General features: G+C 50.1%; 10 protein-coding genes. 3 read left to right on the top strand and 7 right to left on the bottom strand.

Translation table 11 applies throughout. The features are described 5' to 3' along the window. Positions 1 to 132: 132 nt before the first annotated feature. The 3 genes from galU to WH37_RS18840 form a co-directional block, all read right to left on the bottom strand. Positions 133 to 1008, bottom strand: a complete 876-nt coding sequence (gene galU, locus WH37_RS18830; RefSeq protein WP_046232172.1) for a UTP--glucose-1-phosphate uridylyltransferase GalU — start codon at positions 1006 to 1008, stop codon at positions 133 to 135. 78 nt (positions 1009 to 1086) lie between these two features. Further along, positions 1087 to 2532 (bottom strand): sensor histidine kinase, encoded by a 1446-nt coding sequence (locus WH37_RS18835; RefSeq protein WP_046232173.1) that lies wholly within the window; start codon positions 2530 to 2532, stop codon positions 1087 to 1089. After that, positions 2529 to 3203, bottom strand: a complete 675-nt coding sequence (locus WH37_RS18840; RefSeq protein ID WP_046232174.1) for a response regulator transcription factor — start codon at positions 3201 to 3203, stop codon at positions 2529 to 2531. The genes WH37_RS18835 and WH37_RS18840 overlap by 4 nt, the downstream gene beginning before the upstream one ends. A 144-nt stretch (positions 3204 to 3347) precedes the next feature. Here WH37_RS18840 and trxB point away from each other — a divergent pair, with 144 nt between their 5' ends. Further along, complete coding sequence (gene trxB / locus WH37_RS18845; RefSeq protein WP_046232175.1) at positions 3348 to 4292, top strand: thioredoxin-disulfide reductase; 945 nt, start codon at positions 3348 to 3350, stop codon at positions 4290 to 4292. Between the two features lie 205 nt (positions 4293 to 4497). Next, positions 4498 to 6465 (top strand): glycoside hydrolase family 13 protein, encoded by a 1968-nt coding sequence (locus WH37_RS18850; protein ID WP_074904881.1) that lies wholly within the window; start codon positions 4498 to 4500, stop codon positions 6463 to 6465. Between the two features lie 173 nt (positions 6466 to 6638). On the opposite strand, the gene WH37_RS18855 is transcribed toward WH37_RS18850, so the two are convergent. The 4 genes from WH37_RS18855 to WH37_RS18870 form a co-directional block, all read right to left on the bottom strand. Continuing rightward, positions 6639 to 8273 carry an alpha-amylase family glycosyl hydrolase gene (locus tag WH37_RS18855; RefSeq protein ID WP_046232176.1) on the bottom strand — a complete coding sequence of 545 codons (1635 nt, stop codon included), beginning with the start codon at positions 8271 to 8273 and terminating at the stop codon, positions 6639 to 6641. A gap of 4 nt (positions 8274 to 8277) precedes the next feature. Beyond that, the gene (locus tag WH37_RS18860) at positions 8278 to 9114 is read right to left on the bottom strand and encodes a sugar ABC transporter permease (protein ID WP_046232177.1); all 837 of its coding nucleotides are present in this window, start codon (positions 9112 to 9114) and stop codon (positions 8278 to 8280) included. Continuing rightward, on the bottom strand, positions 9111 to 10424 hold the full coding sequence (locus WH37_RS18865) for a carbohydrate ABC transporter permease (protein WP_046232178.1): 1314 nt from the start codon (positions 10422 to 10424) through the stop codon (positions 9111 to 9113). Before WH37_RS18865 ends, WH37_RS18860 begins: the two co-directional genes overlap by 4 nt. Positions 10425 to 10502: 78 nt before the next feature. Then, positions 10503 to 11813 (bottom strand): maltose ABC transporter substrate-binding protein, encoded by a 1311-nt coding sequence (locus tag WH37_RS18870; RefSeq protein ID WP_331458061.1) that lies wholly within the window; start codon positions 11811 to 11813, stop codon positions 10503 to 10505. A 412-nt stretch (positions 11814 to 12225) separates the two neighbouring features. Between WH37_RS18870 and WH37_RS18875 the strand changes: the two genes are divergently transcribed. Then, positions 12226 to 13257, top strand: coding sequence for a LacI family DNA-binding transcriptional regulator (locus WH37_RS18875; RefSeq protein ID WP_046232179.1), 1032 nt, complete (start codon positions 12226 to 12228; stop codon positions 13255 to 13257). The last annotated feature ends 526 nt before the right edge of the window (positions 13258 to 13783 follow it).

The raw sequence follows: 13783 nt of genomic DNA on the forward strand, positions 1-13783 counted from the left end.
GCCTCACACCTTGCTATAACTACTTAATGTAGTGTAATTATAAAACCGGTTTATGAAAATAACCTTAAAAAAAGATGAGCAGGAAATTAATTTACTGCACTGACACAAAAATACATCAATGCCTAACACCAACTAGCTATGCGTATAGGCAGCCAGGCGCTCCAGCACATAGCGCCGAACGTCCTCCCGCAAGTCTTCACGCTCCAGCGCAAAATCAATCGTCGCTTGAACAAAGCCCAGCTTATCCCCAACATCATGGCGCTTGCCTGTAAAACGATGCCCAATAATTGGAGACAGCTCATTCAACCGTTGCAGACTATCCGTTAATTGAATTTCCCCGCCTTTGCCCGGCTCTGACTTAGACAAAAGGTCAAAAATAGCCGGCTCCAGCACATAGCGTCCTACAACGGCCCAATTCGAAGGCGCCTGCCCAGGCAGCGGCTTCTCGATCAGCTCACGGATATGCCCCGCTTCGTCGCGAATATCGGCAATGCCATACTTGTGCGTCTGATTCCATGGCACTTCCATAAGAGCAACGACTGAGGAGGAATGCTGCTCATAACGATTGATCATTTGCTTCAGGCATGGCGGCTCGGACGTCAAAATGTCGTCTCCCAATAGCACCGCAAATGGCTCGTCGCCAATAAAACGCTGCGCGCACAGCACCGCATGTCCTAAACCTAGCGGCTCCTTCTGCCGAACATAATAAATGTCGGCCAGCTGCGAAATTTCTTTCACCACTTTGAGCATTTCCTCATTGCCGCGTTCCTCTAGTTCTCCTTCTAGCTCAACCGACTTGTCAAAATGGTCCTCGATCGCCCGTTTATGGCGGCCGCTCACAATAACGATGCTGTCGATGCCCGACTGCACCGCTTCTTCTACAATATATTGGATCGCTGGTTTATCTATAATTGGCAGCATTTCTTTAGGCTGCGCCTTCGTTGCAGGCAAAAACCTTGTGCCAAGTCCTCCTGCGGGGATAATCGCTTTACGTACCTTTTGTCCCATGCTTCGCCGCCTCCATCTTTCGCTAATTGATCATGTAGAGCTCTCCCCATCATACCTTGTCTTGGCTCTTGATTCCAGCTAGCCAATGTCTTTCTCACCGCTGCCAGCCGGAGCAGCTTGCAGCTGCGCCGAACGAAGCGGCAGCATGACCCGAATCGTCGTGCCGGATGGTACCCCTTTGCCAGCTAAGATGCTGGATTCGATTTCAATTAAACCTTCGTGAATATCGACGATTTTCTTTACAATGGACAGCCCTAGCCCGCTGCCGCCTTTCATTCGGTCACGCGCCGCATCCGCTTTATAAAAGCGCTCGAATACCCGCACCTGATCAGCAGGGGAAATGCCGCTGCCATTATCAGAAATACGCACGATTGCGCAGCCATTTTCCTCAGACAGCGTAATGCGGATATGCCCATTATCCGGCGTAAACTTCATGCTGTTCGCCAGCAGATTGTTCCAAACCTGGCTCAGCTGATCCTCATCCACGACGATGACCGTCTCCTCCATCAGCAGCTCAACCGTGAGCCGCTTCGCCATCCACTGCGGCTCACATGAAAGCACGACGTCGCGCAGCTGGCGGTCCAGCCTAATTGCGCGCGGCTCAAAGGGATGCTGCTTCGAGTCTAGTGAAGCCAGCTTAAGCAAATTCTCGCTCAGCCGGGATAAACGGCTGCTCTCCTGCTTAATAATGCCGACGTAACGATTGCGTTCCTCATCGGTCAGCTCCTCGCTGCGCAGCACCTCGGCGAAGCCGCCGATCGATGTCAGCGGCGATTGAATTTCGTGGGAGACATTCGATACAAAATCCTGCCGCATCGTCTCCAGCTGCGACAAGCCTAATGTCATGCGATTGATGCTGTCCGCCAAATTGCCGAGCTCATCCCGGCGCTGCACCGGCAGCTGAACGGTGAAATCTCCGGTGGCGATGCGCTTCGTCGCTTCGGTCATCATCTTTAGCGGCTTGACCAAGTAGCGGGCGGCAATCGGAATTAGAATGCAGCCGACGACAAGCAGCGTTATCAATATCGTGTAGGTGTTGCGCTGGAAGCTGCGAATTTCCGGCACGCGGTCCGGCCGAACGAAGAGCGCCCAGTCGCTTTCGCCAAGCACAGCTTTGCGCCCTACAGCCGGAGGCGAGGACGGCCCGCTGGTCTCTCCCTCAGCTTGGCTGGACAGCATTTGCATCTGACCGGCGAAAACATTTTCGATCACATCTGGAGTTAGAAGCTTTGTTATTTCCGCACTGGTCTTGCCCACCTCAATGATTTCGCCTTCATGGCCAACGGCTACAATCGCTAAATTTTGCATTTCTGCAACCTGCTTGATGAAGATGCTCAAGGACTTCGGCGAGGAAGCGGCATACAGCTGTTCAATTCGCACAATCGAGCGATCCAGCTGGGCAGGAAATTGTCCGCTTAAATCCCTTGTAAAAATTTGATCCGCCATCCAATAGGCGATGCCCATGCTGATGACCACAATGACCAGAAACGTGCAGGTCACGCGAACATACAGGCTGCGAATCATTCAAGCTCCTCCATTCGATAGCCCAGCCCGCGAATCGTGACGATTCGAATGCCCGCTTCTTCCTCGGTAAAGCGCTCGCGCAGCCGTTTGATATGCACATCCACCGTCCGCTCATCCCCTTCATAGTTCATGCCCCATATTTGCTCAATCAACTGTTCCCTTGAAAACGTTTTATCCGGGTAGCTCGCCAGCTTGAACAATAGCTCAAACTCTTTAGGCGGCAGCAGCATCCGCTTGCCAGCCATCGTGACATGAAATTCATTCAAATTGAGCGTCAGCTGCCCCAGCTCCACGGTCTGTGAAGCCGCGATGCGGTAGCGCTTGAGCAAAGCTTTAATGCGTACCGCAAGCTCCAGCGGCTCGAATGGCTTAACCATATAATCATCGGCTCCAAGGCCGAATCCCTTTACCTTATTCGCCGTTTCTCCTTTAGCGGTCAGCAGCAGCAGCGGCATATCATACGAGGCGCGCAGCGTTTCGCATAACGTCCAGCCGTCCATGCGCGGCATCATGACATCAATAACAGCCAAATCCGGCAGCACCGTCTCCAGCCGCTCCAGCGCATCCTGTCCATCCTGTGCTTCTATAATTTGAAAACCTTCGCGGCGCAGCAAAATGCTGACAAGCTCACGAATGTTTGGATCGTCATCTACGACTAATATTTTCGGCATAAGGATCACCCCTGTTATTCGACTTTACCCTACCATAATACATATAGATGAATTTAAGATGAACATGTTTGACAGTACCCGTTAATTGTAATAATTTTAAACTAGAATTTATTATCAGAGGTTATCGAATGGAGGCAAACATTTATGCATAAAACAATTATTATCGGTACTGGACCCGCGGGACTAACCGCTGCTATTTATTTGGCTCGCGCCAACATGGAGCCGCTCGTTATTGAAGGCTGGCAGCCAGGCGGCCAACTGACGACGACAACCGAGATCGAAAATTTTCCCGGCTTCCCTGACGGCATTCTTGGCAGCGAGCTGATGTCCAATATGCGCAAGCAAGCACAGCGCTTCGGCGCCACCTTCCGCACAGGCTCTGTGAAAAGCGTAGATTTCAGCAAACGCCCATACACGCTTGATGTTGAAGGCATTGGCGAGCTGCAAGCCGAATCGGTTATTATTTCGACTGGCGCTTCGGCCAAATATCTCGGCATTCCCGGCGAGCAAGAAAACATTGGACGCGGCGTCAGCACGTGCGCAACATGCGACGGATTCTTTTTCCGCGGCAAAAAGATTCTCGTTGTTGGCGGCGGCGACTCCGCTATGGAGGAATCGGTGTTCCTGACTCGCTTCGCGTCGGAAGTAACGGTCGTCAACCGCCGTTCCGAGCTGCGCGCTTCGAAAATTATGCAGGACCGCGCTCGTGACAACGACAAAATCTCTTGGAGCCTAGACCGCACTCCTCTGGAAGTAGCGGCTGGAGACACCGGACTTCAAGGCCTTAAAGTCCGCAACAATGAAACAGGCGAAGAAGAGCTGCTGGAGGCGGATGGCGTATTCATTACGATCGGGCATACGCCGAACACGGGCTTCCTTGGCGGACAAATCGATACCGATGAGCAGGGCTACATTATTGTGAAGCCCGGAACTGCCGAGACGAATATCCCAGGCGTCTTCGCCTGTGGCGACGTACAGGATCGCCAGTATCGCCAAGCGATTACTGCAGCAGGCAGCGGCTGTATGGCGGCGCTCGACTGCGAGCGTTTCCTAGAGGCCCAGACTCATGCCGCTTCGGTCCATGCTTAAGCTAGTCTTTCCAAATAAATGATGGCATGATTTCCCTTCACGGTGTATAATCAAAGCTGAAGATAAAGGCAATGCTACCCATCACATTACGATCAAGCATTGATCGACTATGGAGAAGGTACAACCTCGCTGAGAAGGTGCGGGTTGTACCTTTTTTGCGTTCTTCTTGCTCGTTTAAGCCATTAAACTTAAGGAGAGTGGAATGATGTTATTGGAAGCCATTTATCATCGGCCAAAGCAAAACTGGGCGTATGCCTACGACGGGAATACGCTGCATATCCGCCTGCGCACCAAAAAAGGCGATATGGACCAAGTCCACGCCATCGTTGGCGACAAATATGCCTGGGAGGAAACTCAGGAAATGATCGAGATGTCGCTGCTATCCTCCGACGCCTTGTTTGATTATTGGGAAGCAGCGGTAATACCGCCTTTTCGCAGGCTGAGATACGCCTTCCAGCTGACTAGCGGCTTGGAGCGACTTATTTTGACGGAGACGGGCTTTCACGGAGCGCTGCCGGAAAACTCGAACAGCTTCTTCGACTATCCGTTTATTAATCCTATTGATGTATTTGCTCCTCCTGCATGGGTGAAGGATGCCGTATTTTATCAAATTTTCCCCGAACGCTTCGCGAGCGGCGACGCTGCTTTAAATCCCGAAGCGACCGAAGCTTGGGGCGGCGAGCCGACTCCACGCAATTTTTTCGGAGGCGATCTTCAGGGCGTCATTGACCATCTGGACTACTTGGGCGGGCTTGGAATAAACGCTATTTATTTCAATCCTTTATTTGAAGCTACGACTAACCATAAATACGATACCGAGGATTACATGAAGGTGGATTCGCATTTCGGTACGAATGAGAAGCTCAAGGAGCTGGTAGACGCCTGCCATCAGCGGGGCATACGCGTGCTGCTTGATGCGGTCTTCAATCATTCCGGACGAACGTTTCCGCCATTCGTTGATGCGCTTGAGAATGGAGCCGAGTCACCTTATGCCGATTGGTTTCATGTGCGGGAATGGCCTTTGCGTGTAGTAAACGGCATCCCAACCTATGAGACTTTCGCCTTCGAGCCGCTTATGCCGAAGCTCAACACCGAGCATCCGGATGTAAAGGAATACCTGTTTAAGGCTGCCCGCTACTGGATTGAAGAAATCGGAATCGACGGCTGGCGGCTCGATGTGGCCAATGAGGTAGATCATCAGTTTTGGCGCGAGTTCAGAGCCGTCGTGAAAAAAGCGAACCCCGAGGCCTACATCCTCGGTGAAATTTGGCATGATTCGATCATGTGGCTGCAAGGCGATCAATTTGACGCTGTCATGAATTACCCGTTTACGAATGCTGTACTCGACTTTTTCGCTTATCAGACGATTGATGCTTCCACCTTCACTAGTGCTCTTGGAGCACAGCTCGCCGCATATCCGCAGCAGGTAACCGAAACGGCTTTCAATTTGCTAGGCAGCCACGATACGCCAAGACTATTGACGGTCTGCGGAGATGAGCTCGGCGCAATGAAGCTGGCTACCCTGTTCAAGCTGACCTATCCCGGCGTTCCCTGCATTTATTATGGCGATGAAATCGGCTTAAATGGCGGAGGCGATCCCGAATGCCGCAAATGCATGGTATGGGAGCCAGAGGAACAGAATGCTGCGCTGCTGGATTTCTTTAAGCAAGCGATCGCTTTGCGGCGCAGCCATGCTGCCCTTCGCAGCGCAGCCATTCGCTTCATCCATGCCGATGAAACGGGGCGCGTCATCGTTTATGAGCGTCGTTCAGGCGACGAGCGGATCGTTATTGCGATGAATGCCGGAGCCGAGCCGGCTGAGGTCAGCTTTCGCGTAGACGATAAAGCGGTCAACGAAGCTTCGCGAGAGGTCGCCGCAAGTGCAGACGAAAGCAGTGTGGGCCTGGGAGCAGACAACACGAGGAGCCATAAGGCAAGCAGCACGGTAGCAAGTACGTTAGCAAGCACATTAGCGGACACATTAACGAGCAGGATTGGCGATCTGCCTGCACCAGAAGCCTCAACAGAAGCTGTCCAAGAAGCACTCGCTCGTTATGAGTGGCTGTCTCTGCTTCATGAGACTACACAACCACGATATGCAAAGTCCGGCATCGTAACACTGCAGCTTCCAGCCTTTGGCTATGAAGTGCTGCTGCAACAAAAGCTGCAATAGCAGCGGGCGTAAGCTTTATTTTTAACACAAACAGCTTTCAACAAGAAGCCGCATCCTTAAAATTAGCTCTTATCCATGGTTTCATCTGGAAAAAGGGAAAGACAGGCAGCATGCTCGCCTGTCTTTCCCTTTTTTTGGCGGCTACGCTTCAAGCGCGGCCCCGTTCACTCGCCTCATTTTACAACAAACACACTGTACGGCGGCAAACTTATGCGTCCCTCTTGAACAGCCACATCTTCATGACTAGCACGTATCACCTTATCGAAGGAGCCGAACGGCTCCTGCTCATGCAGCTTAACCATCTGCTGCTCTTTGGACAAGTTAATGAGCACGAGCACCCGCTCCTTAGCCGTTGCCCTTATATAAGAGCTAACCTGGCTCATTGGCGGATCAAGACGATATTCCTCTATGCCGCCGTCACGCAGGGCAGGAAGCTCATTGCGCCAGCCGATCAGCATTTGATAATGTGCCAGCAGTGATTGCTCATCATTAAGCTGCGCCTCCACAGACACCAAGCTCGGGTCGACATTGGAGCTGGAATGCTCCCATGTCGTTTGCCCTTTACCGCCATCTATTGCGGAGTGCCAGAGCATCGGCTCGCGAATACGTTCATCCGGCTTCATGCCCTTCATTCCGATTTCTTCCCCATAATAAATGAAAGGATTGCCGGGCAGTGTCAGCAGCAAGGAAGCCGCTGTCTTCGCATGCGCGACATTTCCGTTCAACACCGACATCACACGATTTTGATCATGGTTGCTCAGAAACGGAGCATCGGTGAACGCACCTCCTGAAGCATCTCCATACAGCTTATAGGCCCGTTTCAGCGAAAAAGCAGCATCCGGGTCGCTCTCGGAACTCGCTGCACGGAGCAGTTTCCCAGCCAAGTCAAAGTTAAAAGCCGAGTCAAATGCCCGATCCAGGTATGGTGCAATAACCGACAATGAATCCCATACCTCACCAATGAGAAAGACGCCCGGATTCACCTCCGAAAGTCCGCTGTGAAATTGCTGCCACCAGCGCTGGTTGTTATTTTTCACAGCATCACTATTCACAGTAGAAGCAAAATCACCATAAATATGCTTGGCAGCATCGAGCCGAAAACCATCAAAGCCCTGCTCCAGCCAAAACTGCCCAATCTGGATCATCTCGTCTCTTACGGCAGGCTCATCAAAATTCAAATCCGGCATCCCTTCCCAGAAAACACCCAAATAACGGCCGCTGCCGATAGTATGCCAGGGATTGCTCCCAACTGCCCCATCTGCCTGCACCCGCTCATCCTTTCCAGCAAAATGATACCAGCTTCGATATGGGCTTGCAGCATCCTCCGCTGCCTTCTTAAACCACGGATGCTCCGTGCTTGTATGGTTTACTACCAAATCCATAATGACTTTGATATCGCGCTTATGCGCCTCTGCCAGAAGCTTCTGCAAATCCTCCAGCGTCCCATAATCGGGATTTATCGCATAATAGTCCGTCACATCATAGCCATGATAGCTTGGCGAAGGCTGAATCGGCATAAGCCAAATGCCCCCTACACCAAGCTGCTTCAAATAATCCAGCTTTGCGGTTACGCCGTTCAAATCGCCGATGCCATCGCCATTCGTATCATAGAACGACCGCACGAATATTTCATAATAGACGGTGGAGGGCTGTTCATCCACTTCATATCTTTCGCCTTCCGTTTCTATCGCGGGCTCCGGGCTGGCGCTGCAAGCGGCAATGAGCAGCAGTAGAAGCAGCATGACAAGAACAATTGGACAAGCCTTTCGCCCGCTGGAAAACGTCCCCTCACAGACTCTTTTCCACATCGCCTTACCCCTTCGATGCGCCAGAGGTGAGTCCCTGTACAAGAAAACGCTGGAGAAAGATGAAGAGCAGCGTAATCGGTATCGCGATTAGCACAGAGCCAGCAGCGAACATCGTGAAATTGCTGTTTTGCAGCGAGTTGACTAAATCCCACATTCCCACGGCCACTGTCCAGTTCTCTTTCGTACGCAGCACCAGCCTTGCGAAAATAAAGTCGCCCCATACACCAGTAAACGAGGTCAGCGCCACGTAGGTGAGCATTGGCTTTGACAGCGGCAGCATGATTTTCGCAAACACCTGCAAATGCGATGCTCCGTCAATTCTGGCCGCTTCATCCAAGCTGCGGGGAATCGTGTCAAAGAAGCCCTTCACAATAAATCCGCCAAGCGCAGCCCCCGCCGAATAGACCAGAATAAGCGCCATATGCGTATCAAGCAAATTTAATTGCAGCAATATAATATAGATCGCAATCAGGCTCATAAAGCTCGGGAACATACCAAGCACCAGCATGACCGTCAAAGCTGTCTTGCGCCCGCGAAAGCGAAACCGCGATAAGGCGTACATGCTGAGCGTAACGAGTATAGTCGATAAAATCATCGTGACGACGGCAATTTTCAGCGTATTCAAATACCACGTGCCGTATAGATAGGCCTTGCTGGTAAACAGCTCCGCATAATGAACGAGCGTAAATTGTCGTGGCCAAAAATGCTCACTGTACAGCGAGCCTCCCGGGCGCAGCGAAGACAGAACGACCCACAGTGCCGGATAGATTGCGACCACCGAAATCAACAGCAGCAGCGTATAGCTCAAGGTCAGACGGGCATTGTTTTTCCATTTTCTCATTGGATCATATCCTCCTCTTTGAACGATTTCGAGCGCCGGAAATTCCAGATCGAGAAAATAGCTACAATTAAAAAGATAATAATGCCAACGGCCGAAGCCACATTATATTTATTGTTATCGAGCGTTAGTTTATAAAGCCAAGTAATCAGCAGGTCGGTCGCACCAGCAAACTGGTAATCGCCTTTCGCCGGATTGCCGCCCGTTAGGAGGAAAATCACATTAAAGTTATTAATATTGCCTGCAAACTGCATAATCAAAATCGGCATCGTCGAAAACAAAATAAACGGCATCGTAATAATGCGGAATTTTTGCAGCGTCGATGCCCCATCCACATCAGCAGCCTCGTATAAATCACGTGGAATCGAGGTCAAAATGCCAAGAATAAGCACCATGCTGACAGGTATGCCAATCCACATATTGACGGTAATGACCGTCACCTTGGCCCAGAAAGGATCGGTGAGCCACGGCAGGCCGCCGAGTCCAAAGTATCCTAAATATTGATTAATCGGCCCGAATTGGCCGTTAAATAAATTTTTCATCACTAGTAATGAAATGAGCTGAGGAATCGCATACGGAATTATAAAAATCGTGCGCCACAGCTTCTTGAAGCGTATGCCTTTCTGCTCAATCAACAGGGCAACGAGAATCCCGCCAAAATAAGTCGTCACCGTCGCCAGCACGGCCCAAATAATCGTCCAGATCAGCACGCCTACAAACGTGTGGCTCCACGACTTCATTTTCACAAGATCGGCAAACGTCTTAAATCCTACCCAATCGACAAGCTTCGCTGGCGGAATATGATCAGGCGCAGAATAGTTTGTGAATGCGAGCATAACCGTAAAAACGATAGGCATAATCGTGAAAAAAAGCACGCCCAGCGCCGGAAGCGCCAGCATAAAATAAGGAAAATAAAAGGTCGTTGCATGCTCATACGATTGCCTGAACGTTCTAACAGGCTTCTTCTCATCCCGCAGCTTGCCGCTCTGATAAGCATCCCCGATATTCCACACGTACACGCCCAGCAGCACGAATACAAGGAATAAAATAATTAACCCGTCCAATATTAAAAAAATCGAATGGTCACCCTTGACCATTTGCGCCACTTTGCCGACCTTCACGAATTTCTGCGTCTTCTCGCCTAAAGTAACAAGGCCCCAGATCGCGCCACCGAGACGTGGCGCAATATAGATGAACCCCGCCACTTCAATCATCATAAAAAGAATGCCCTTTAACCACTGCCGGTTATAAATTTGTCCTAAACCTTGCAGCACGATCGATAATAGTACAGCAATTGTGCGATGCTGCTTCATTGCGCTCCGGCTCCCTCCCGACTAAAATTCACCCGCCGCAGCTCCTCCGGCGGGTGAAAACAAGCTGTCGCTATCGTTTTATTGGCTCGCAATGGCATCTTTAATTTGTGCTACCGAGTTGTCGAGAGAAGCCTTCACATCTTTTCCCCCGTCCCAAATATCAGCGATGCCTGCTGTAATCGGCCCCCATACACTAGCCATTTGCGGGATGGCTGGCATTGGCGTAGAATGTGAAAACTGCTCATAAAAAGCTTTCGTAATTTCATCATTTTGAATTTTAGGATCTTGAACAGCTTCTAAATTTGCCGGAATCGTACCGTTCATTTCAAAGTTGCGAAGCTGCGACTCTTTCGTAGAAAGGAATCGTGCAAACAGCTTAGATGCATTCGGATATTTCGTAAATGCGTTTACATAATAGCCTTGGACGCCCGAGAACGAGGTCATTGGGTTCCCACTGATCGATGGCAGCGGCGCTACGCCAAGATCGATTCCGGCAGCCCTGTAATCAGCAAGCGCCCACGGCCCATTAATATCCATCGCCAAGGAGCCTTCGATGAACAGTCCCTTTTTAATATCGAATGTAATATCTCCTGTATTGAGCGGCAGCAGGCTTTCTTTCAACGAAGCAAGGAACTTGGCCCCCTCAACTGCACCTTCATTGTTCAGGCCAATGTCTTCTTTATCTGTATTATTGCTGCCGAACATATATCCACCGTTTGTGGCAAGGAAGGCATAATCATAATAAAATTGCTGAAGCTCCCACATAATCGTATATTTATTTTTTTTCGGATCATTAAACGTTTTGCTAAAAGCGATGACTTCGTCGAACGTTTTTGGAGGCGCTGAAACGAGCTTTTTGTTGTAAAGCAGCGCATACGTTTCAACGGAACGGGGATAGCCATAGAGGATATCCTCAAAAGTTACCGCGCTTACTGCATTGGGATCATTTTCGCTTGCCGTTTCTTCTCCGAACCAATCATTCGGCAGCACGAGACCGGCAGAAGCGGCCCGCCCAATCTGATCATGCGGGAATACAACAACGTCCGCTCCAAGTCCCGCTGGCCCATCCGTCGTCAGCTTCGTCACCTGATCCGGATTTTCAACCTCCTCCAGCTTGACTGGAACGCCGTATTGATCCGTAAACTCCTGCGCCAAAGCTTCTACAAACTTGCGCTGGGTTTTGCCTTCCCAGATAACGATACTTGCTCCCTCCTCCGGCAGCAGCTCGCCCTCCTCCTCATTGACAGCGTTACTACCCCCAGGCTCTGCAGGTGTAGAAGAAGCTTCCGGCGTACTCTCGATATTGCTGCCTTTACCCGCATTGCCGCATGCCGCCAGAGTAAACACGAGTACACAGACGATTAATACTCCCAACCACTTTTTCATCATTGAAAATCCCCCTCCATAATGTGATGCCTTTGCTGCACGCCTACCGATGCTTCAAACGTTTCCCTCTGTTTGTGCAAACGTTTGTACAAATGATCGTACGAAAAGTATTCAAGCAGCTTTAAATCGATATAACAGCTTGAATCTATTCATTATTTGTGATGTAAGCGCTTGATTAATGAGTTTATCATACAACATGGACAAAGGTTTGTTAAAACGTTTGCACAGCTCAAAATGCTGGAATTATCCTTTTCTTTCGCTTGTTCACTGCATTTTCCTTCCATTTTCTTATAATTTCATCATTTTTCCACTTTTTCGCCTCAAGCATATTTACTTTTCGATAGCGCTTGCATTAACATGTAACTGTAGTGTTCAAACGATTGCATAGTTCAAGTGACAGGAGCCCGATTAGACTATGGTAACGATAAAAGATATTGCAAAAGCGGCAGGAGTGTCTCCTTCAACCGTATCAAGAGTCGTCTCCAAGCACCCCCGCATCAGCAAAGAAACCGCAGATAAAGTAAAACGCATTATGGCGGAAATGGGCTATCATCCGAATGCCATGGCTAAAAGCCTTGTCTCCAAAACAACCAATACACTGGCTATTATGCTTCCAAGGCCTGCGGAGGAGCTGTTTCAGGATTTTTTCTTCGGGGAGCTGCTGCGGGGCATACTGACGCATTCCACTCGAGCTGGCTATGACATGCTGCTTACAACCGCCACAGGTGAGCATGATGAAATCGAAACGGTATCAAGGCTCGTCCTTGGGCGCCGGGTTGATGGCGTCATTCTTCTATCTGCCCGCGTCAAAGACCCGCTTATTCAATATTTGAATGAGCAGCAATTTCCGAGCGTTCTGATTGGACGTACAGACGATTCGAATCCGCATATTTTAACGGTCAACAACAATAATGTGCAAGCCGCTTACGATGCCGCCCAGCATTTGATTTCGCAGGGCCATGAGCGAATTGGCTTTGTCAGTGGACCGCGCAATTTGACCGTTTCCTTCGACCGGATGGAGGGGTATCGCCAAGCTTTAGCAAACGCTGGGCTGAAGCTGAATACGGAATGGGTCGTTGAGGGAGAGTTTTTGCAGGAAAGCGGTTTTCGGGCGATGTCTTTTCTAATGGAGATGCCTGATCGCCCTACCGCGCTCATCGTCATTGATGATGTTGTCGCCTTCGGTGTACTGCGTGGACTTACTGAGCTAGGCTACTCCGTTCCAGACGATATTTGCATCGTAAGCTTTAACAATATTGCCCTCTCAGAGCTTGCTACTCCTCCGATCAGCTCCACCGATATCGGCACTTATCAGCTTGGCTACACCGCCTCGCAAAAGCTTGTCCGTCTCATCCAAGGCGAGCCGATTCACCAGTTCAGCACCATTATTCCGCATCGGCTGATCGTTCGCGAGTCCTCAATGCATGTACCTGTTAAGAAGGGCTGAATGAAGGAGAAAAAAGCATGAAGGCAAGAAGCTGGCCCCTGTCTAACGTTTACGACAGAAGCCAGCTTCTTTGAGCCTACTTAGTTAAATTTGTTATCCAAGGAAGGTTAATTGCATTAAAAATTAAGGAGGCAAATTTCATCTCACGATTCAAGGCTCGGGAACCGTAGCATACGCTTGTTGTTGAGATCACGCAACTCGGGACACTCACTCCTTGTTTGGAGGACTGAGGTTCCGCTATTCTGGCTTTTGATTCGATTTCAGGCCGTAAGCGGACAGGAAATCCGCTATCGTCCTCATTATCCCGTCAAAATGGCCATTTGCAGCGCATTAGCGGCTCCTGAGTCCGCATCTTGGCTTTAACCCGTGATTCTGTTGAAATAGATGCTGCTGTGTCCGCCAAAGTCTATCTTTTTGGCAGGGAGTAACCACTGAAACGAAGAATATGAAGCTGCCTTTCGGTATGCGTGATCACATTCATGAGATGTGGCATTCCTGATAGGAGAGGGAATACGTTTGACGCTGG

Origin of the sequence: Paenibacillus algorifonticola, assembly GCF_000971975.1 — a bacterium.
GTDB lineage: Bacteria > Bacillota > Bacilli > Paenibacillales > Paenibacillaceae > Pristimantibacillus > Pristimantibacillus algorifonticola.